Genomic DNA, 23,120 nt, shown 5'->3' with positions numbered 1-23,120 from the left:
AAACTTCAGGAGTTTTATGAGAAAAATCTAAAAAGTTGTTAAACACAAATAGTATGATAAAAGACAGCAAAGATACTATAAGTATGTTTTTGTTATCCGACACAATTTTAAAGTGGATTAATCATTAGAGATTAATATATCTCGAAAATTTGTCAATATCACTAGCAAAAGCCTTGCATTTATCATCAAAGTAAGTAAAAATATTGGAGTTAGTTTTAATTCTAGTTTGCTATGTTTTTTGAACAAACAGTTTTATTTGACGATGAGAATCATGAATCTGCACAACAGAATTCTGCAAATGATGATGACAAAAAAAATGATACCAGCAGAGATAGTATGCAAATGTTGAGTATTATCAAAGAAATGCAAAAACAGATCGAAGAAAAAGATGATAGAATAGTCAGAATGGCATCGGATATCAGCAATATCACTAAGAGGCAATCAAAATTACTTGAAGATACTCAAAATTTTGCTATTACTCGATTCGCAATTGATATCCTTTCGGTTGCAGATAGCTTAGAAAAAGCAATTGCTAGCATTTCACCAAAAGAGAAGGATTTATTAAATGGAATGGAAGCTGTATCAAAAGAGTTTTCACATGTACTCAAAGTACATAATATATCAAAAATAGAATCAAATGGAGCTAAATTTGATCCAGAATACCATGAAGCCATCAATACAGTCAGTGACTCTGAGAAAGATGACAACGCAATTGTAGATGTCTTGCGAAATGGGTATATGATAGGTAATCGGTGTTTGAGAACATCATTAGTAATCGTTAACAAACTTTGAGTTTTGCTTAATGAGATTTGCTCCATCTCCTACTGGTATGCCTCATATAGGGAATCTAAGAACTGCAATTGTGAATTGTATGTATATTAAGTCGAGATCAAACTCTGCACAAATGAGATTAAGAATAGAAGATACAGATCCAGATAGGTCAAAGCCTGAATTTACAAAAGCTATTCTGCAATCCATGAATTGGCTGGGAATACATTGGCAAGGTGATGTTGTCATTCAGTCTGAGAGATTATCGAGGCATATTGGTAAATAGATTTCTGCAACAAAGTACCATTTGAAATTGTCTTTAACTATCAAAGTATCTTATATATTGAATTTCATTGAAATCTTCTGATACTTCGCAAGCTATATTTCCGATTATGAAAGCTGCAGATTTAACGATTATGCAGTCTATAGATTTAGCTTGATTATGCCTGATTATGAATGTACAACTTGGCTGATTAAGCCACTCCCAAAGCTATAGAAATAAAGGCTTTCCCAAAAGCAATGTCACCTCGTAATATGAATCATCTTTATCATCCGCATCACTCGTATAACAAACCCTAATAATAGCATCAACTCTATCATTGTAAACATTAACAATTTTAATAAAAACACCATTTGATAATTGAATTTCTTGCATATTTTTATCAATTTTTATTCCATTTATAATCAAATACCAATAGCCTTTTATTATCACTATAGCTTGTAAATTAATGCTCTTATTTATTTTCAAATCTTTATTCTCAAAAAACATAGATTTCCGATCTTTATAAACAATCGAATTAGTATGAAATAATGAGAACAGGCTCAGAACAAAAATAACAGCATTAATCATCTTTCATAATTATTATATTCATTAGTAAATATACAAAAATTTCAGATTTATGTCTCTTCAATGTAATGTTATTTACTCTAACCAGCAGAGCATTTCTTAATTTCTTTATAAATTTCAATATATCATTTTCACTAAAGCAAAACATACTCAGCTCAACTTCATATTCCTTAAATTGGGATTTATCTAAGGCATGGACATCCACTTGCAAGTCAAAAAATTCAAAACTCTTAGCAAAATCGCTTATAATTTCAATAATCTTACTTGGTGAGTAATTTTTTTTAGACAAGCTATTTAACTTCTTCAAGTAATGCTTGTCATTAATTAGTTTCATCAAAAATTCATATTGATGATACTCGTTTGCAATAAGATTATCCAAGTAAAAGATTTCATTTTTAATATCACATAATTGCTTATATCCATATAAACAACATATAGAAAGTGTACTTACAAAAATGATCAATTTTATATATTTCATATCTATGTTTTCAAAAAACAACAACTAAAGATCTCTTGCATACCGCATCAACATCACAAAGCTTATCTTCTGAGAGATGAATTTTATCCACATAAATATCTTGCAGCTGACTTGCTAATCGACCAAAGTCCTGTCCTGAACATATCAAACCAACTTTTACTCTAACTTCTTTTTTTTCATTATAGTGAAAAATCATTTTAATTTTATTAACAACAATATGTTGTCCAAGAGCAATCCTCATATTTGAAAAAAATTGATAAATAGAGAATTCAATATTTCTATATTCAATAAATTCACTTAAAAGCTTCAATTTTTCATAATTGATATTAATATCTTTCTGCAAAGCTTGTCTCTTTAGTAAGACAGTCTCATAACCAGCTTTTTTATTATTGGCAATCTCAATTAATTTATTAACATTAGCTCCCATAAATAATAATAGAGTAGAAATGAGTATTACTATGGCAAGTACAAACCATAATTTAAATTTAATTAACAAATATAAAGAAGATTGCAAATTATTTTTTTTATTATTGTATAAAAAATACTCCGCCAGAGTAGATAAATACTCACCATTTTTTGAAGAAAGACCAAATTTTCGAGAGATTTCATCAACAGATACATTAAAGTAATTTGGATGACTATAATTCTCAATCTCTGCATTCGAAGAGATTTGAACGATTTGTAAATTATCTACCAATTCATCTGTAATATAATCAGCAGAAAAAATTTGCGTTGCATAGTGAATGGTGTCTCTTATATCATTTTCAAGAAAGAACTGAGTAAACATTTCAGACTGTTCTTGTAGTTTTACTATTCTATCAACAAACAATTCACCAGAAAATAATATGTGCTTAGCGTATTTTGAGTTCATTTTTATTATCATCAGTACTCCATTATTTGCTTGGACATAAGAACTTATCATTTCAATTTCGATACAAGTACATATTGATATAGATTTGATTACAACGTTAGATTCTAACATCTTGATGATTATCTGACATGCACTCTTATTTACAGACACGATAGAAATAAAGTTTTCATCAACTTGCTTAACTTTAAAGTAATAGTCTCTTAAATTTTTTTTAATTGATCGTTTCCATAAAAATTTTTCAAAAGTTCCTATTGTTGAAGGTATTCTCTTTATTTCTTTAGATTGAGTTAATGAATCATCATGCAAAACAATTACATGTCGGTTCTTTAGAAATTTTACAACTCTATTTATATCTGCAGAGGAGATTACCATCTCAAATGGTTGAGCAGAATACACCATTATCAATTCAGAATTTATAACAACGATGTAATCAAATTTCATGGTCATAGCATATCTATCTGATTTATCATGTCATATATAGGCATGATCGTGGAGTAAATAAGAATAATCATGATTAATCCCATAAAAATCAGAGCCATAGGTTCAATCAACTTTATCAAAAAACCTTGCATCTGTAGAAATTTCTCATAATAAAAGACACTTACTTCAGCAAATCCATCATTGAGCAGACCATACTTCTCAGAAGAGCCAATCACTTTTTTCATAAAATCTGGAAATACATCATCAGTTAGAAAAAACTCAGATAGGGAAACTCCATTTTTTATTTCGCACTCCATTTTGCTTATCACACTTGAGATAAAACGATTTTTTACAGAATTTTTCGCAATATCAATAGCATTTATCAAAAAAACAGAATTCTTTAAAAGAAGAGCCATACTATTAGAGAAATAAAATATATTCATGGTACTGATAAAATTACCTATCCATGGAATTTTTAGTGATATTTTCTGTACTGTTATATCAAAATAACTGTAATGCTTTACAAATTTCTTCATTACAATAAAAATAACTATAATTGATACTAATAAATATATCCATAAATCAATATTAAATACAGTATTCATAATATAAATAGTTATATATGGAATCTCAAGATGCATATCTATCATAAATAACATCATAGGAGATATTAAAAATTTATTAAAAAGATATGTACAGAATAACATAACCATGAACGCAATTATAGGATACCTCAAACTCTTATTTAACTTTCCTTTGACTTCTATGACTCTATCAAGGTAATGTACTATTTCCACACAAATAGAACTTAAATTACCTATCTCTTCTCCAACTATAATCAAATTGAGAATAACAGTATCAAATGTATCAGAGTGCTTGGATATTGAGCAGCCAAACATAGAACCAGAATGAATGTCAAAATTTAGAGCGTCAATAATCATTTTCATTCTTGATGATGAATGAGCCTTGACTTCTTCCAAAGAATCAACCAATGTGAGACCAGAATCTAAATATTTATTCAATATATAAAAAAATAGTCTCAGTTCTGAAAGTTCTACTCTTCTAGAAATATTATAACGTTTTTTGAGAGAAACTAAATCTCCAGATGAGATCTGCTTTATTGCATCAGTTTTAGAAATTACATTCAATCTACCACAAATAATATTTCCATTTTGAACAATCTTGTATTTAAAGTATGGAATAATTATAAACACACTACCTCCTAAACATACTGCATCAGTAATGTCACACTGCATGTTATTATATAAGAGTATATCTTAGTCCAAAATCAAAGATCTACAACTCTTTTTGCTTCAGATATTGATGTTTGTCCTATTTTTACTCTATATAAAGCATCATCCTTCAATGAAATGAATCCATTTTTTGTTACAAAAGTCTTAATTTCTGCAAATGATTTTTTGAGATATATCATTTCATTTATTTCATCATTAAATTCAAGAACTTCCGATATACAAGTCCGACCACTATATCCTGTATGGTTACAACAAGGACAGCCAACAGCTTCATAAGTTGAAGATAAAACTGTGTACTCATCACAATCTTCTGCAGCTGCATTCAGAATAATTTCATTCCCAAATCTATTATTTGCAGAATGGCCATTATCAGATATCTTCTTGCATTTATCACACAATTTTCTAATCAATCTCTGAGAGATAACCATATTTAAATTGCCAGCTAACAAATTAGGACTAATCCCCAGATCAATTAATCTAAATAGAGAACTAAAAGCATCGTAAGTATGTAAAGTTGTAAATACTTGATGACCAGTCATTGCTCCACGTATAGCCATCTCAGCAGTAACAGCATCTCGAATTTCTCCAACAAAAATTATATCAGGATCTTGCCGCAGAATTGATCTTAGTCCATCAGCAAAGCTTCTTCCAGGTATATCTTGCACACTTGATTGCCTTATCATGGGTAATTCATATTCTATAGGATCTTCCAAGGTCATTATATTAACTCCATCAGAATGAACCATAGACAGCATTGAATACAAAGAAGTTGTCTTACCAGAACCAGTAGGTCCCGTTACAACTACCATACCATGGTTTTTATGTATCAATTTATTAATAATCACATAATTCTTTGCACTATATCCGAGCTCTTTCAGTGAAACTAGAGAATATTTCTTATCTAATACTCTCATCACTATATTTTCACCATGAGAAATAGGATGAGATGAAACGCGAAAATCAATATCTCGGCCAAACAAATTAAGAGAAAATCTCCCACCTTGAGGCCTTATGCTATCAGCAATATCCATTGAAGATACAATTTTAATTCTCACACATAGCTGGTTCCAGTAATTTTTGTGCAAAACGCATATAGGTATCAATATTCCATCAACTCTTACTCTTACGCGGACAAAAAATCTTTCTGGTTCAAAATGAATATCAGAAGCAAACTTCCTAGTAGCATCTAAAATAATCGCATCTAGTAATCTAACAATTGGATTAGTTGCTTCATTTGAAGAGAAAGTATTTTTTGATCCAGATAACTCCTTAATTATACTATGTATGGATGTATTATACTCATAATACTTATCAATTGCTTGCATAATATCAGATCTACTTGCTAAAACATTAACTATCGTACACCCTTCAAAACATTGTTTTATTCTTTGCTTTGCTTGCACATCATTTATATTTGACATAGCAACTGTAACGATATCTCCGTTTTGGCTTAATGGAATTGCAGACAATTCTTGCGCTAAACTTTTTGGAAAATGATTGATCAAGTTAGTATCGATCAAAATTTTATTTAAATATACAAAATCTACTCCAGAATCCTCAGCAATAATAGATAGCAAAACCTCTTCATCAATAAATCCAAATTCGATTAAGATTCGGTCTAAACTTCTTCCAGTCTTATTGTGTTCAAATATCACACTTTCTACCTGATCTTGATTAATCAAATCAAGGGCATGAAGCCTTGACAGCCTATCTTTCACTAATCCCTTTATCTTTACCGTTGACACAAAATTAAGATATACTTAACATGATTATTATAATAAATAAGCTTTTATTAATCAATATGCATAAATTGCAAATAAAAGCATACTTATACTGTAATATATTTATTTTTTCATAAAATGCAAAAGAATCATCTACTTAACAAAGTCAAGAAAGCACTTTTTGGCAATTCTACTCTACCAAATCTCTGCATGCGATCTTTTCCTCTTTTTTGAGCTTCCTTTCGCTTTTGCTTACGATCTTTTCCAGTACATTTTTCTCCAATCACATCTTTTCTGAATGCTCTAACATCTTCTCTTGCAATAATTTTTCCACCTATTGCAGCCTGAATTATAATATTGAACATCTGTCTTTTTATGACATTTTTTAGCTTTTGACATATAGTTCTTGAAATATATTGTGCCTTATTTTTTGGAGCCATAAAAGATAGCGCATCAACTGGTTCTCCATTTATTAAAATATCTACCTTTACAATCTTCGCATCGACATACTCATCTTGTACACAATCAAAACTAGCATAGCCTGATGTTATAGATTTCAGCTTATCGTAAAAATCAAATATTATCTCGGATAGAGGCATTCTATAATCGACCATCACTCTATTATTTACATAATTTATTTGCTCTTGAATTCCTTCTCTTTCTTCACATATTTGAATTATTGAGCCAATATAATCACTCGGACATATTATCTTCACTTTCATCCACAATTCTTGAATTTTCTGAATTCTAGTGGATTCAGGCATATCTGCCGCATTATGTATATCAATTACATCTCCAGATACTAAAAATACTTTATAAGATACGCTTGGAGCTGTGCTTATTATATTTAAATCAAACTCTTCTTCTAATCTCTCTTGAATTACCTCGAGATGTAATAATCCTAAAAATCCACAGCGAAAGCCCATTCCCAAAGCAGCGGATGTTTCCATTTCAAAAGTGAAACTACTATCATTTAACCTCAATTTCTCCAAACTGTCCTTTAATTTGTTAAAATCCAGGGTATCTTCAGGATATAGACTACAATAAACAACTGCCGAAACTGGACTAAATCCAGGCAAAGCTTCTACAATATTTTTGTTATCTTCAGTGATAGTATCACCAACTGCACAATCCTCTATATGTCTTATATTTGCAATAATAAAGCCAATTTCTCCTGTATTTAGATGAGATGTATATGATTTTTGAGGTAAAAAAACTCCAACATTCTCGACAACATAACTCGCACCATTTGAAAGCATTTTAATTTTCATACCTTTTTTAATACATCCATCTTTCACTCTAACAAGAGTCACAACTCCCATATACGGATCGTACCAGCTATCTATGAGTAAAGCTCTCAATTGCCCATCGATCACACCTGCAGGAGGTGGTAACGTCAGAATAGCCTCAAAAACAGATTGAATTCCAATACCTGATTTTGCAGATATCTCCAAAGCTCCCTCTGCTGATATTCCAATCACGTCTTCGATACTCCTTTTTGTCGCATCGACATCAGCAGCGGGCAAATCTATCTTATTCAAAACTACAATAATTTCATGATTTACATCAATTGCCTTATAGACATTTGCCAAAGTTTGAGCTTCGACACCTTGCGAAGCATCAACAACTAGTAAAGACCCTTCACACGCAGCTAAAGATCGGCTAACTTCATAACCAAAATCAACATGACCAGGAGTATCAAGCAAATTTAGCTGATAATCAACTCCATTTTTATCAACATACCTCAATCGAACAGTTTGTGCCTTTATCGTAATCCCTCTTCTCCGTTCTATATCCATACTATCCAAAATCTGGTCACGCATCTCTCGCTGAGTAACTGCATTTGAAAATTCTATCAGTCTGTCAGCAAGAGTAGATTTCCCGTGATCTATGTGAGCAATAATCGCGAAATTACGAATTTTGTTAAGCATATATGATTGAAGATAGAATATTTCGGCCAATTATAATATTTTTTTCATGAATCTCAAAATATATTAGATTTGAGTTGTGTATTAAGTGAAATACAATATTAAATGTCAATATCATTATTGAAAGTAAAGTCAATATATTGTATTCAAAAAAACACTGCAAATATACTATTATTAATAAAATACATCAGATGGGTCTACATGTAAACAAAATAGTAACATCTGTCATATTTGAAGAATCTACAAAAAGTCTAGTAGAATTTACTTAAATTTCGATACTCACTGAAATATCAAGTCAAACTTCTCATAAAATATTTCGTTATATGGATTAAATAGCATAAATTCCTTCATGTGAATTCATCTCATTTCACCAAACACAATCGATCTATCCTTCTATAAACATCAAATTCACTTCTTAATTTTCTCCAGACGATCAGCGAATCGAAGTTTTGCTCCATTTTGCTCAGCAACAGATATTACGATATTATGCAAGTTAGTCAAATCAATATCTTGAAACGTACGATCGTTTAGTCTGACAATGAATTTCAACCCAATTGAATACGTATCACTATCTTCAAGATCAAAAACATCAAATAGCTTGCATTGCATAACGATTTCATCACAAAAAAACTTTGAAATTTCACTCATAATTTTTTGCACTAAAAGATCAACATTCATATCGCACTTAACTTCAAATGAGAAGTCCTTGCTTACGGATTGCTGACAAGACAGAAAATCATTTGCGTTTTGAGGATTACATTGCAAAATAGATGATATATTCAATTCAAACACACCAAATTTCTGCTTTATATTATAATTTTTCAATAAAATTCCTTTGCAGTAGCCTATATAACCAATATTTTCTCCAGAACAAAAAACTGCTGCGCCATCAATATAGCGTGAAATATCTGGATCCACCAATTTTTCCAGCTTGAAATCATTTGTATTAACACTACACATAGCTAACAAAGACATAACCTGAGATTTAATGGTTAACATTGTTGGCTCCACATCACTCACCCAGCCAAATTTAGTGAAAGGTAGCAATCCACTTAAGAATAAAGATTCAGAATCTATATCATGATAGATGCTACCTAGCTCAAAAAATCCAGTTGCATCAATTGCAAGACTGTTGTGATACTCAAAAGTAGATAACAGACCATGCAAAAGACTCGTACGCATAACGGCCATATCTTTACTAATTGGATTCCTTATCTCAATCAATTCATTTGAAGAAAAAATTGCAGCAATGTTTTTCGGAATAAAAGACCAAGTAATTACCTCAAAATATCCAATAGAAGCAATAGCTTTTTTAAGAAAAATCAAAAATTCATGATTAAGATTGTTATTTTTATTGACTTCAACTTTATAGTGAACTAATGGCTGTTCAGGAATACTGTCAATTCCACTAATACGCATTATCTCCTCAATCAAATCTTCTTCAACGGCAACATCGTACAATCTACTTTGTGGTATGGTAATTTCATTCCCATTTACACCAAAATCAAGCCTCTTCAATATATTCTCAACTGTATTGACATGGATATCATAAGCTAAAATTCTTCGTAACTTATTTAAAGACAAATGAATTTTTTGGTTGGACAATACTTCACAATCTTTTAAGGACTCATTCACAGAGATAGATCGAACTTCAGCAAATGAAGAAATCATCGAAATTAACCTCATGAGCCCAAATACTGCAATTTCCAGATTTTCTCCAGCATTCTCCAAATACAATAGATATTCATTGTTATTTTGTGTACAACTAAAACGCAGATTCATCTCCATTGCGATGTATTCGCAAGCAGCATTCAAAGCAGAATCGAATTTGATAGATGAAGACCTCAAACGAGTCTTTTTCATTAAATCCAGATCATTATCGCACAATAATACAGAACAACTCACTGCAGTTTCATTTGATTTCGATATCAGAACATCATTTAAACTTGCATTTTCCGCAAAATTCATAGCAACATATCTTAGAAGATCATTAACTTTTGAATAGTCATTTAATATGCTAATCAAATTATTGTTTGAGAATACATCAACTCTCATTTTACCTAACTGACAAGCAGACAACTCCCGAGCTATATCAAGAATGCTATTTGCATTTTTTCTATTATGAGTAAATTGAATATGAATAATATCAGAAATATAATCCATCACATGACTTTCATTCAAACATTTACCAACATCAGATTCACTCAAAATCATTGACAAATCAGCAATTCCATCACTTTCAAACCAATTACTTAGACCAATTTCATCATATGAACAAAGCATTCCATTGCTTTCTACTCCTCGAATTTTCACTTGTTCTATTATCATGCCTGAAGGCATCATAGTATTAACAGGAGCAAGTATAGAAATCATTCCAGGATAAACATTCTTAGCTCCACAAACTATCTGTAATTCATGAATACCATCAAATACGCGACAAACCGATAGCTTATCAGCATTTTCGTGTTTATTGACTTTCATAACTTTGCAAATTTTGTACTGATGTAAATTGATCGGAACATACATGCAAACTTCACTCTCAAATCCAATTACACTTAAAACATCACAGATTTTATCTGTAGAAAGAAAATGATCTCCAAAATTCAAGTAATCATTTAACCATTTAACAGCAATTTTCATATTAATTCTCCATCAAAACGGCAAAGAACCGTATTTATTCAACCAACGTATATCAATTCTTCCGTAAAAGTTAGAGAGCGTTGGAATATCTTTAATTAGCATAGTCATTCTTTCAACTCCAATACCAAACGCAAAACCTGTAAACTTCGATGAATCAATTCCACAATTGCGAAAAACACTTGGGTGAATCATTCCAGAACCCAATATCTCAATCCAATCACACTCATCTTCATCATCTTTGCTCACAACAACAAGCTTATTGTTAACTCTTCTGCAGCCAATATCTATCTCAATAGAAGGCTCAGTAAATGGAAAGTAGCTGCTTCTCATACGAATTTTCACATCATTTGACTCAAAAAATTCGCGACAAAATCTCAAAAGGCACCATTTTAAATTAGCTAAAGTTATATCTTTTCCAACAACAAAACCCTCAATTTGGTGAAACATAGGAGTATGAGTACTATCTTGATCTGATCGATAAACACGCCCACTAGAAATTATTCTAACCGCATCCACGCTTGAGAAATTGAAAAATATCTCCTGATTTAATACATAAGCACGTAATTTTGCTTCAATGTTCTTAGATAACTCCTTAAGAACATGAATCTGAGCATTAGAAGTGTGAGTGCGCAACAAAACATCATCTTGAATATAAAAAGTATCACTTGCTGACCTAGCAGGATGATCTGCACTTATATTTAATCCTGTAAAATTACAGTACTCATTTTCTATCTCATTTGTATAGATATGTTGAAATCCCATTTGATCAAATATATTATGTAGTTTAATCATCGCAGCAGTTAAAGGATGCAATTTTCCAATTGATATCTGACTCACTGGCAATGAATATTTATCATTCGCAACAAAATCGATAGAGATATCAAACTCATTTGCTTTTTCATCAATAGCACTTTGCGCCTTAGATTTGATCTCATTGATAAACTTACCAACACTAGATCTATTCGCAGAATCAATATTCTTAATCATTTTTGTAAGATCATTCAACATTCCATTTAATTGCGATTTAAGAGAGTCTAACTCATTCTTCGATTGGCACACTCTAATATTTCGAATAATCTTCTCAATTCGCTCGTGATCAATAAGAATTGTGTTCAACATAATAAACAATATCTTTTGAGAATTTGATCAGTATTAGAATAAAATGTCAATTCAGTAGACTCATTTCATGTTTATTACAAAATAACATAATAACTCAATCTAACATGTGGAATTTCGATAGTAATCAAAGCATAATTCGAATATAATTCATGAAAACTCACTATAAGAATATGTTTTCTAGCCTCAGTCAAAAACTCACTTCGATCATTTCAAAAATGAGGACAAAAGGGGTTCTCAAACACTCAGATCTTGAGTCATCTGTTCAAGATATAAAAATGTGCCTACTCGAAGCCGATGTATCTCTATCTGTCGTAAATAAATTAATCACAACAATTGTTGAAAAAGCAACTGGAACAAAGAAAATCGCCAACCTCATGCCTGTACATATACTATTGAAAATTTTGAAAGATGAAATAATTCACATTTTATCAGAAAATAATAGAGATATAGATATTCAGAAAGGAAATAATATAATGCTCGTTGGACTGCAAGGAAGCGGCAAAACAACAAGTTGTGTAAAATTAGCAAAATTCTTGAAAAATATGAAAACTCTCATAGTGTCAGTCGACACATATCGTCCAGCAGCTATCGAACAGCTATCTATAATAGCAAAATTAAATCACATAGAAGTTTTTGAGAGCGACAGTACACAACCAATCACTAGACTGAAAGATGCGTTAAGTTACAAAAAACTAAACAATTATGATGTAATGATTATTGATACTGCAGGTAGAACGCAACTTGATAACCAAATGATGGAAGAAATAAAGCATTTAGCTGATATATCAAATCCATCAGAAATAATTCTGGTAGCAGACAGCGCAACAGGACAAGATATTCTCACAATCACAGAAGGATTCAGCAAATTCGTCAATTTAACCGGATTCATACTTTCAAGAGCAGACGCAGATAATAGAGGAGGCGCTGCGTTATCTCTATCTTATGAAACGAAAAAACCAATATTTTTTGTAGGAATTGGTGAAAAAGCTAGCGATATTGCCGAATTTAAACCCGATCGCATTGCTTCTCAAATTCTGGGACAAGGTGATATAATGAGTTTAGTTGAAAAGGCTATCACTGTCACAGAACGAGAAACTCAACTTGAATTGGAAAATAATATGAGATCTGGAAAATTTGATTTGAATGATATGAAGAAACAATTCTCCATCATGAAAAAAATGGGAGGTCTATCTGGAATATTAGCATTTATGCCAGAAATTGGAATCACAGATAACGTCAAGCAACAAGGACAAAACTTGATGAAAAAAATGGGATCAATAATTGACTCAATGACACCAAAAGAAAGAAGTAATCCATCGATTATTAATGCATCTCGCAAAACAAGAATCGCAAAAGGAAGTGGCACTCATGTTTCTGATGTGAATAATCTGCTCAAAAAACACGAACATATGCGCAAAATGATGAAGACTTTATCAGCCAAAACAATATCGAAGATGAAATGATTCGTAAACTATCTTTACATTAAAAAGAGAAAAAATTTTAAGAGATTTGCAATATTCTCAAAAAAAAACAATCAAATACAAGTGAAGCAGAGCAAAACATGTTGCAGACCATATGCAAGATCTCAAAACATAACAATATTTCAATCAGAAATAAAATAGCTCTAAACTCACTCAAATGGGAATTATCAAATCATATAAAAATAGCTCCAAATTTCATTTAAAAATCAATCATTTTGATCGAGCATTTTACGAAACATCTGCTGAATTTCATCCTTTATCACTTTATCAATCAAATGACGATCATTCATCACAATATCCTTTACAGTAAGGAATATCATTTCTCTGTTATCATCAAGCCAATCCATCACAATATCGTATAGAAATTCTCTAAATTGATCCTTAGGTTTAATTTCAATCTCGCTAATATCATTAAGTTCTCCTTCTTCATTTTCAAAAAGATTATGATGTAAAGACCGCTCTGGTTCAAAGGACTTCTTCTTACTATCCTCTATCACACGCTTAACGGTACGTAAAACATCATCCATTGAGTCCATTCCATTTCGATCTGACATCTTTGAGTTTAAATGCACCACAGTCAGGATTATTTCATACTATTAGTACAAATAAAAGCACTGCATTAATATCATATGATTAACAAAAAGCTTTGTTTGAAAAAACCCAACACAAAATATAGTCTTAAATATATCATGTATTAAAAATATAATTTAACAAAAATTATAACAAATAAACATATGTATGTTGCACTAAATAAGTAAATTAATCAATAATAATTTTTTATAGTCAATAAATAACAGAATATGCACATTATAAGACTTCTCTTTTTAATGCAATAACAAAATAAAATCTACAATTCCAATATTTGGTAAAAAATTTACAAAAATTATGAAAGGCTTTTTAGAAAAATTAATATAAATAATATGACTAAAAGATACTACAGTGGAACTCATGGCTATGATAAATGCTAATATAGCTAATTAATGGATTGCCGTTGAGAAATGGAGAAAATCAACTCACAATCCAGGCGCCAAATTAACAAACAGTATTCTTACAACGAACTATCAATAAAACATAACCGCAATTCTCAAAGTTTAAATGTGATATGCATATATAACCTCTTTATCTTTAAAACCTTTTTATTTTAATCTTTTTTTAATTTTTTCATTCTTCCTAACACTTGAATTAACTTTCACCTTATTATTCACTTGCTTTAAAGATCTAATAAGTCTAAAACTCTTCACAGCATTCTTCTTTTTAGTAGCAGCTGCACCTTGTACGAAACGTACTCTTTGATCAAAAGATGGAATTTTCTTATCAACGACTCCATCAATGAAGTTTTTACCAAAAATGTAGATATACGACCTAATATTCGTTAATTGACATTGAGACCATGAATCCCAATAATCAACACAAGAGTCAATATAACCATCTATTGCCTGAATGTAATTATCAAATGAACCTCCTCCATCAACATACATATTTCTTTCCAGAAAATATAGCTCATAAGATGCTTGCATAGCCTTTTGACTAGCCTCGAATCTATCGAAAGCAAATTCACATTCGTGCTTCTGAGCCAAAACATCTCCAATAATCTTCTTTTGCTCATAGGCTTTTCTCTTCTTTGCAGCTAAAGTTTGCATCTTTGCTTCATTCAGAGTAGAAGAAATCACTTTAAACAAATCCAAAGAAACCTCAATATATCCTTTCCCTTGAGAAGATTCCATGTCATGCATATTTCTACCAGTCTCCAACAGCAAATTTATATCTAATCCAGACTGTCTAAAACGCTTTTGCTTAATTTGTTTAATTTCAATTCTATGTTCAATTTGAGTTTTCTTCATTGAAGTATTATTTGCATTAATCAATTCGATAACTCTATCATCTGATAGCTGAGCAATATTCGGAAGGTGCAAATTATAAAATTTCACACAATCTCTGTTTAATAAAAGACGATGCTTATCTTGATGAACTTTGATAGTCTGTATGTACTTCTTTCTATCCAATTCAAGCTTTCTAAGTTTCATCTTTGCTTTAACCAAATCAGATCTTTGCCTTAGCTGATAAGATCTTCCAACATCATCAACAAATTTTCGATAATAGTTAATAAAATAATCTATCATTCTCAATTTTTGAGTCTCTGCAGCAATCCTTACAGAATTTTCAACTAATTCAACCAAATCTTTTGCCTGTGCATCAATCATCTCAACATCTTTAACTGCAACCACTTTTGCACGCTCCAAGCCCATCTCAACAGATTCCATAGCAACATTCATGAGATTATATCCAAATCTAATACCGACATCACCCACTCCATTCATATCATACTGATCATGAAATTGCTTATTATATCTAGCAAACGCCTGAGCTGAAGGCAACAATGCAGAAACAGCATGAACTTTTGCAGATCGTTTTAAAGCCAATAGCTTAAACCGCAATGCTTGATTATGACTCAATTTTTTAATTTCCATCATCAAATCTGATACATTATCATCACTCTCAATATCAGTCAAAGAAGGAAGATGAGCGATTTCTCTCTTATATATGTTTTCACTAACACTACTAGTAACGGAATTAGTCAGAGCACAAGCACAAAATAACAACAACAAATGAGCCTTCATGTTAACGATAAAAATAAAAATACGCGATGATTCTTACATAAAAAATACTTCAGCACAACAAAAATCTTACTAATTTTATGTTATTAATCTTCCAAAAGAAATGACATGAATGTATAGTTTATCATAATTTTAAAAAATATATATGAATAAAAAGGCCATGTTTGCTTCAATTTCTGCAGGAATTACTTGTGGTTACGCAAATTTACCTATTTTAAACGAAATTTCATCATACATCATAAGTCTATTTATATCTTATTTAAAACTCATAAGTTTACCAATAGTATTTGCTTCTATAACATCCGCATTATCAGGAGATAATTACAACAATGTAAAGCAATTATTGACTCGAGTATTGAAATACACTTTGATTACAACTGCAATATCTTGTTTAGTAGCACTTATTGTATTCACAATCTTCTTTCACTCAAAAATGAACACAAAAATTCTCACTTCATCGATAAATTTTTCTCCAATAATTCAATACTTTATAGATGTTTTTCCTAAAGATATATTTTCTCCATTTGTCAATCACAATCCATTAAGTATAGCCATATTAGCACTTATCATAGGCATGAGTTCAACAAAATTAAGCAATACACACAAACGAGCCATTCATGAATTTTGCAATTTATTCATGCAAATGCTTTTTGAATGCACAAAAATAATCAATAACATATCTCCGATCATGTTCTGGGCTTTTAGCCTATCAGCAGTAAAAGAAATTCAACTCAGTTCTGCATCATCAGACATAATAACGTGCGTACTATGTATCGTAATTGCAAATTTAATACAAGCATTTATATGCTTGCCAATTTTTCTAAAAATCAAAGGGATTTGCCCAATCACATTAGCAAAAAAATCAATGCCAGTACTCACTTTTGCATTCTTTTCAAAATCATCATCTGCCACTCTTCCATTAGCAATCGATACATGCGAGAAAGAGCTAGATATTTCTTCAAGAATATCAAAATCTGTCCTTCCAATGTGCACAATCATAAATATGAACGCATGTGCGGCATTCATATTAATCTCATCAATGTTTGTCACAATAATGAACGGGTTCGAAATGAGTATTTCCAACATTTTTACAATCTTCGTGGTATCAATTATATCAGCAATCGGTAATTCTGGATCCCCTATGGGTTGCTACTTTATGTCATGCGCATATTTGGAATCGGTAAATCAAAATATATCAATCATGAGTGCAATTTTACCATACTATCTCTTAATAGACATGCTCGAAACTGCAACTAATGTATGGTCAGACTTGAGCGTATGTAGTGTGGTAAATAGAGAAAATGCAAAAGATTAAAGATAAATTGATTAAATGAACTAAAAAAGTTGATTGATTTCAAGTTAATATATATGATCTACTTATCTCCTTTTATTTTATTAGTATGGTATTAAATCTAACAGCACTATTTGTAATATTTGCATTAACAACAACATTTTCAATGCATTCCAGGAAAGAGCCTATATTAGGTGATAAACAAGAGGAAACTAACAGTCAAAAAAATACTCTCAAAGAAGATTGGCTAGAACAAAACAATCAATTATTAGAAGATACAATCAAAATGAAAAAAGAAATGGAAGTACTATTCGCAGAATATCAAGTTTCCCAAGCAAATGGATATAAGAACATGCCTGATTTATTGAATGAACTCGCAAAATATAAACAGCAACTGTGCTCAGTCAACAACAAGTTCAAGCATTTACGAGAAGCATTTCTATCACGGCCAGCTGATGATATGCAAGAGAAAGCATTAGGAGATCCAATGGTTAATATATTCAAAGTTATCGTCGAATGCGTACAGCTAGACTCTGATTGTATGAAGATTTACTTCGCAGGTTTAGGTATTGGAAAAAACATACAAAACCCTTCATAAATTAACATAACTTAATGCTGATTACTGAAGATACATTTCAAAAATTAAGATTTTGATGAATAAAAAAATCATAAAGCAATAGACCAATGATTAAAATCTATGCAATGTGTTATACAATCAAAACGCAAATATACAGCAGAACTATATAGATGAATTATATTGTAGAATTTTTATATAAAATTAGAAATAACATTAAGTTAAAAAAACATAAAATAATATTACTCAAACAAGAAAGTAAAGTGAATGACAAGAACAATAAATACAAAATTAGCATATAATACACCAACTAATTCAACATTTTTGGGAGTTATAAAAATACTTAACTGAGTCCAGATAAATAGCCTCAAATGAAATACAAAGAATAATACGTTAACAGTAAAAATTGAATAAAATTCATACTTTATTGCATTAATTCAGTATCAAAATTGAACATAAAAGTTAAGAGTAATATTGGGAATGATGATCAAAAAATTTATTGTATTGCCAAAACTCACAACTACATGTACCATTAATCACGTGCCCAGGTAGCTCAGTCGGTAGAGCAATGGACTGAAAATCCATGTGTCGCCGGTTCGATTCCGGCCTTGGGCACATTGTTTGGCTATAGATATCAAATTTTTGCCAGATCGAAGCAATAACACAACATATGTTAAGTTGTGTAGTAGTATAAGTATTTTTAGGAAGCATTTTTTGAAAAGATCTCAAAAAATCGAACTTGACTAGGTATTTTCAAGCATACGGAAGGTAGTATAGTCGACTCTCGCCAAAGATGCAATTAAACATAATCAGAGATCAAAACAACATCCTGTTTTATTGCGAGCATGAGCTGTTATTTTTGAAGATTTTGGAGAAAAGCAGATACTTATAAAACTCCATAATAATAATTTAAACATCTCGAGAGAACTGTAAAATTCACTAAGCAAATTTTATCTGAAGAGAAAATCTTGCGAATTGTCATATATAGATAAAAATATCGAAAATAGTACAACATCATTACAGATGAACGAATGAAAAAAAACAGATTTTTTTATACAAATCATTATAAACAAATCCACTTTGCTAAAATATTTGCTTATTTTCTCAAAAATCAAACCTTTATTGCACTATCGATAAAATTAGGCAAAAAGTTTGGAGCACTAATAGAATTTTCATGATATATAGCAAATACAAACAAAAATTAAAATAAATCGTGGAAACTTCACTCAAAACTGAAGTAAAAGAATAAAAGCACAGCTTAAAATATGAGACAGACATCTCCACAGTAGGATAACACAAAGTGTATCAATACTATCCCTGTAAAAGAAACAAGAACGCAAACTAAACTACTTATTTTCCTCAGATGCATTTTCAGAGGAAGAGTCCGCAGCTTGCGCAGAAGACTTATATATATCCTCTCCCACTTTCATAGAAGCTTTACGCAAAACATCAAGACAGCTCTTGATTTCATCCAAATTATCTCCATTTACCACTTCTTTCATCTTAATGATGGCACTCTCGAGTGCTGATTTATTCTCTGCCGAAATTTTACTCTCGTGCTCTTTCAAAGTAGTTTCAGAAGAGTGAATCAAAGAATCCGCATCATTTTTGCACATTATTAAATTTTTCCTCATCTCATCAGCAGATTTATTGGCTTCACTATCTTTAATCATACGATTAATTTCTTCGTCACTTAAGCCACCACTAGACTGAATAGTTATCTTTTGCTCCCTACCTGTGCCGGCATCTTTAGCAGAAACATGCATTATACCATTTGCATCTATTTCAAAAGTAACCTCAATTTGCGGCACTCCCTTAGGGGCAGGAGGAATATTATCGAGATTAAAGTTACCAAGCAACTTATTATCAGCAGCCATCTCCCTCTCACCTTGACAAACCTTAATTGAAACAGATGTTTGATTATCAGCAGCAGTAGAAAATATCTGAGATTTTTTTGTAGGGATTGTCGTGTTTCGATCTATTATTCTTGTAAACACTCCACCTAAAGTCTCAATTCCCAAAGATAAAGGAGTAACGTCAAGAAGCAGAACATCATTAACTTCTCCAGATAGAACTCCACCCTGAACAGCCGCCCCTAATGCAACAACTTCATCCGGATTGACACTCTGATTTGCCTTTTTACCAAAAAATTTCTCAACAGTTTCAACAACTTTAGGAGTACGAGTCTGTCCTCCAACCATGATCACTTCGTTTATATCAGAAGCCTTTAACCCAGCATCTTCAAGAACTTTTTTACAGCAAGTTATAGACCTTTCAACAAAAGGGATAATTAAACTATCGAACTTAGCACGCGTCAATTTGACAAACAAATGCTTTGGACCAGATGCATCAGCTGTAACATACGGAAGATTTATTTCAGTCTCCATCGTACTAGACAGCTCAATCTTCGCCTTTTCGGCAGCTTCTTTTAGCCTTTGTAGTGCAATTTTATCATTCTTCAAATCCACTCCGGAAGAAGCCTTAAACTCATCTATAGCATAATTAATTATTGCATTATCAAAATCTCCACCGCCCAAATGAGTATCTCCATTCGTCGCCTTAACCTCAAAAGAACCATCAGAACCTTTTTCCAAAACAGAAACATCAAAAGTTCCACCGCCAAAGTCATAAACTACTATCATTTCATCAGATTTTTTATCTAACCCATATGCCAAAGCCGCAGCTGTTGGCTCATTTATGATGCGCAATACATCCAAACCCGCAATTTTACCAGCATTTTTGGTAGCCTGCCTCTGAGAATCATCAAAATATGCTGGAACTGTTATTACCGCTTTGGTAACAGTTCCTCCAAGGTAAGCCTCTGCGGCTTCTTTCAATTTTCTCAAAACGGCTGCTGCAATTTCTTCAGGACTCATATCTTTACCATTAACAGAAACCCACGTATCTCCGGAAGAGCTCTTAGTAGTTTTATACGCCAAGACATCTTTATCTTTTCCGGCAACGAAATCGTCCCATCTCTTACCTATAAGACGCTTAGACTCATATATAGTACCATGTGGATTTGTAACTGCCTGTCTCTTGGCAGGATTTCCAACCAAAGTCTCACTTCCCTTAAAAGCAACAACAGAAGGAGTGGTCCTCATTCCTTCAGCATTTTCGATTACTTTTGGAGATCCACCTTCCATAACAGCGACGCAAGAGTTGGTAGTTCCAAGATCAATTCCTATAACTTTAGATATATTTTTAGACATAATCACCTCACAGCCAGCTCAAAGTCCCAAAACGGCAACTCAGAGCCACAACTAAAACCATGTAGATTATGCAGATGTGCAATTATATTTGTCAAGAACTTTTTGTACATCAAGTAAATAATCAGTGAGGTTTATCGATCATCCCTATGATGTCATTATCAAAAAAACCATCAGCAACAATATAGACCTCAGATGACTCAGGCCTACTTGCATCAGGTTTGAACAATTTCACAGACCTAAAATATTTTCTATATTGCATAACAACTCTGTTATTTCCAAACTGAAATTGCTTGACAATTGCGATGCCACCAATTTTTAAATTCTTGATACAAAATTCAAGGACTTGGCAAGCTATATCCTCAATTTTAAACACATCACACTGCTTATTACCAGAAAGAGGTGGAGCTATATCACTAAGCACTAGATTTGCTTTCAAATTCAAAACGGATTTAATCCTTTCTTGAGTTTCTTGTGTACAAAAATCTCCATTAATAAAAGTGACATTATGAATTGGTTTCATATCTATCAAATCAACTCCGACTATCTTATGAGATTCAGAATTTTGTCTCACAACTTGTGTCCATCCACCTGGAGAGCAACCTAAATCCACAATCACCATATTTTTTTTTGAAAAAATCTTAAATTTATCATCAATTTGGATTAGCTTAAATGCAGCTCGAGATCGATAATGCATCAACTTAGCTTTGTGAACATAAGGATCATTTATATGCCGAAGCATCCACTTTTTTGATGAAGTCTTAAAATTTTTATTCACCACTTTTTGCATTATCTTTTATCTCGTATTAGATATGTAATAATCCCATCTCTCACTCCTCTATCAGCAGCAGCTATAGGAAGGTAAAATATTGAATGTATCGTCCTTAATATTATTGCGCTATCAACAAGGTATTTTTGCTTTTGATTTGCAACAAAATGTATATCTTCATCTTCTGTGATACAAATATTTAGCAAATGGTCAAGCATTCTATTTAAATCTTCAACTCTCAACAAGAAGCCATGAACTAATTGTCCGTAATAAGTTTCAGATTTAAGCAAAATATTCACGAGAGAATTTATCGTACCAGATACTCCAATCATCTGAACATCACATTTAGATATATGCTTAAATATCTCATTTTTATTAAAAAACTTCAAAATTTCCTGATGAATAAACTGTCGTTTTGCCTCTTTAATCTTATTATCATCAGGATCTGCAATTGTAATAAATCCATAAGGGACAGATATAAAATCGATCATATCTATATTTTTACTATGATATCTATTTTCAAACCAAGATATTTCAGTACTGCCACCACCTATATCAAACACTATGCCGTATTTGTACTTTGAATCCATTATATCTATACATGCCATCGTCGAGAAATATATTTCTCTTTCTGCTGAAATTATCTTCAGATCAAGTCCAGTCTCTTCTTTCACAAGTCTAATAAATTCAGGTGCATTTTTAGCACTTCTACAAGCTTGAGTAGCGACATAAAGGCTTTTTTTAATCTCATATTGTTCTATTCTTTTGGCACATTCTTTTAGAGTTTTAATGCCTCTTTCCATAGCTTTTTGTGATAACACTCCTGTTGTATGCAAATTTTCTCCGAATTGAGTAATTCGAGAAAATGTATCCAATATTCTGACTCTTCCATCAACATTTGCAGCAATCGTCAATCTGCAAGCATTAGTTCCTAAATCTATGGCGCTATATACATCAGAACGCTTTTCCATCAAAAATCAATCAGTAATATTGTTTATAATACTGCAAACATTGCAATTTTACTATTGACATTTTTCATTAGTCAGATGATGATTCATTATGTCCCTTTCGTCTAGAGGCCTAGGACTCAACCCTCTCACGGTTGCAACAGGGGTTCGAATCCCCTAGGGGATGCT

18 protein-coding genes and 2 tRNA genes are annotated in these 23,120 nt (G+C 31.7%); 7 read left to right on the top strand and 13 right to left on the bottom strand.

Annotation, left to right across the window (positions count from 1 at the left end; all coding sequences use genetic code 11):
* Positions 1-231: 231 nt before the first annotated feature.
* Positions 232-792, top strand: coding sequence for a nucleotide exchange factor GrpE (locus Gromo_RS01965; RefSeq protein WP_231158789.1), 561 nt, complete (start codon positions 232-234; stop codon positions 790-792).
* A gap of 10 nt (positions 793-802) precedes the next feature.
* Positions 803-1,054 carry a glutamate--tRNA ligase family protein gene (locus tag Gromo_RS01960; RefSeq protein WP_231158788.1) on the top strand — a complete coding sequence of 84 codons (252 nt, stop codon included), beginning with the start codon at positions 803-805 and terminating at the stop codon, positions 1,052-1,054.
* Between the two features lie 204 nt (positions 1,055-1,258).
* On the opposite strand, the gene Gromo_RS01955 is transcribed toward Gromo_RS01960, so the two are convergent.
* From Gromo_RS01955 to pheS, 8 genes are all read right to left on the bottom strand, one after another.
* Positions 1,259-1,537, bottom strand: coding sequence for a hypothetical protein (locus tag Gromo_RS01955; protein ID WP_231158787.1), 279 nt, complete (start codon positions 1,535-1,537; stop codon positions 1,259-1,261).
* Between the two features lie 73 nt (positions 1,538-1,610).
* A complete protein-coding gene (locus tag Gromo_RS01950; RefSeq protein WP_231158786.1) occupies positions 1,611-1,949 on the bottom strand; it encodes a hypothetical protein in 339 nt (112 codons plus the stop codon).
* Positions 1,950-2,103: 154 nt separating this feature from the next.
* Positions 2,104-3,405, bottom strand: coding sequence for a hypothetical protein (locus Gromo_RS01945; RefSeq protein WP_231158785.1), 1,302 nt, complete (start codon positions 3,403-3,405; stop codon positions 2,104-2,106).
* 2 nt (positions 3,406-3,407) lie between these two features.
* Positions 3,408-4,598, bottom strand: a complete 1,191-nt coding sequence (locus Gromo_RS01940; protein WP_231158784.1) for a type II secretion system F family protein — start codon at positions 4,596-4,598, stop codon at positions 3,408-3,410.
* Between the two features lie 74 nt (positions 4,599-4,672).
* Complete coding sequence (locus Gromo_RS01935; protein WP_231158783.1) at positions 4,673-6,382, bottom strand: GspE/PulE family protein; 1,710 nt, start codon at positions 6,380-6,382, stop codon at positions 4,673-4,675.
* 125 nt (positions 6,383-6,507) lie between these two features.
* Positions 6,508-8,289: a translation elongation factor 4 gene (gene lepA, locus Gromo_RS01930; RefSeq protein ID WP_231158782.1), complete on the bottom strand. Its 1,782-nt coding sequence runs from the start codon at positions 8,287-8,289 to the stop codon at positions 6,508-6,510.
* A gap of 405 nt (positions 8,290-8,694) precedes the next feature.
* Entirely contained in the window at positions 8,695-10,926 is a 2,232-nt protein-coding gene (gene ytpR, locus Gromo_RS01925) for a YtpR family tRNA-binding protein (RefSeq protein WP_231158781.1), read from the bottom strand.
* Positions 10,927-10,938: 12 nt separating this feature from the next.
* Complete coding sequence (pheS, locus tag Gromo_RS01920; protein WP_231158780.1) at positions 10,939-12,045, bottom strand: phenylalanine--tRNA ligase subunit alpha; 1,107 nt, start codon at positions 12,043-12,045, stop codon at positions 10,939-10,941.
* A 170-nt stretch (positions 12,046-12,215) separates the two neighbouring features.
* Between pheS and Gromo_RS01915 the strand changes: the two genes are divergently transcribed.
* On the top strand, positions 12,216-13,508 hold the full coding sequence (locus Gromo_RS01915; RefSeq protein ID WP_231158779.1) for a signal recognition particle protein: 1,293 nt from the start codon (positions 12,216-12,218) through the stop codon (positions 13,506-13,508).
* 224 nt (positions 13,509-13,732) lie between these two features.
* On the opposite strand, the gene Gromo_RS01910 is transcribed toward Gromo_RS01915, so the two are convergent.
* Both Gromo_RS01910 and Gromo_RS01905 read right to left on the bottom strand, forming a co-directional pair.
* Positions 13,733-14,080 (bottom strand): hypothetical protein, encoded by a 348-nt coding sequence (locus Gromo_RS01910; protein WP_231158778.1) that lies wholly within the window; start codon positions 14,078-14,080, stop codon positions 13,733-13,735.
* A 582-nt stretch (positions 14,081-14,662) separates the two neighbouring features.
* A complete protein-coding gene (locus Gromo_RS01905; RefSeq protein WP_231158777.1) occupies positions 14,663-16,144 on the bottom strand; it encodes a hypothetical protein in 1,482 nt (493 codons plus the stop codon).
* A 142-nt stretch (positions 16,145-16,286) separates the two neighbouring features.
* Between Gromo_RS01905 and Gromo_RS01900 the strand changes: the two genes are divergently transcribed.
* The 3 genes from Gromo_RS01900 (at position 16,287) to Gromo_RS01890 (ending at position 18,621) form a co-directional block, all read left to right on the top strand.
* Positions 16,287-17,456, top strand: a complete 1,170-nt coding sequence (locus Gromo_RS01900; RefSeq protein ID WP_231158776.1) for a dicarboxylate/amino acid:cation symporter — start codon at positions 16,287-16,289, stop codon at positions 17,454-17,456.
* Between the two features lie 85 nt (positions 17,457-17,541).
* Positions 17,542-18,030 (top strand): hypothetical protein, encoded by a 489-nt coding sequence (locus Gromo_RS01895; RefSeq protein WP_231158775.1) that lies wholly within the window; start codon positions 17,542-17,544, stop codon positions 18,028-18,030.
* 518 nt (positions 18,031-18,548) lie between these two features.
* Positions 18,549-18,621: transfer RNA gene (locus Gromo_RS01890), tRNA-Phe, on the top strand.
* A 731-nt stretch (positions 18,622-19,352) separates the two neighbouring features.
* On the opposite strand, the gene dnaK is transcribed toward Gromo_RS01890, so the two are convergent.
* The 3 genes from dnaK to Gromo_RS01875 form a co-directional block, all read right to left on the bottom strand.
* Positions 19,353-21,206 carry a molecular chaperone DnaK gene (gene dnaK, locus Gromo_RS01885; protein ID WP_231159293.1) on the bottom strand — a complete coding sequence of 618 codons (1,854 nt, stop codon included), beginning with the start codon at positions 21,204-21,206 and terminating at the stop codon, positions 19,353-19,355.
* Positions 21,207-21,339: 133 nt separating this feature from the next.
* Positions 21,340-22,005: an RlmE family RNA methyltransferase gene (locus tag Gromo_RS01880; protein ID WP_231158774.1), complete on the bottom strand. Its 666-nt coding sequence runs from the start codon at positions 22,003-22,005 to the stop codon at positions 21,340-21,342.
* Positions 22,005-22,955, bottom strand: a complete 951-nt coding sequence (locus Gromo_RS01875; RefSeq protein ID WP_231158773.1) for a Ppx/GppA phosphatase family protein — start codon at positions 22,953-22,955, stop codon at positions 22,005-22,007. Before Gromo_RS01875 ends, Gromo_RS01880 begins: the two co-directional genes overlap by 1 nt.
* Positions 22,956-23,045: 90 nt before the next feature.
* Between Gromo_RS01875 and Gromo_RS01870 the strand changes: the two genes are divergently transcribed.
* Positions 23,046-23,118, top strand: a tRNA-Glu gene (locus tag Gromo_RS01870).
* Positions 23,119-23,120: the final 2 nt, after the last annotated feature.

Source organism: Candidatus Gromoviella agglomerans, from assembly GCF_021065005.1.
GTDB lineage: Bacteria > Pseudomonadota > Alphaproteobacteria > CAJXXZ01.
Note: the sequence above shows the minus strand (reverse complement) of the source record. Positions and strands in the feature narration are given on the sequence as shown.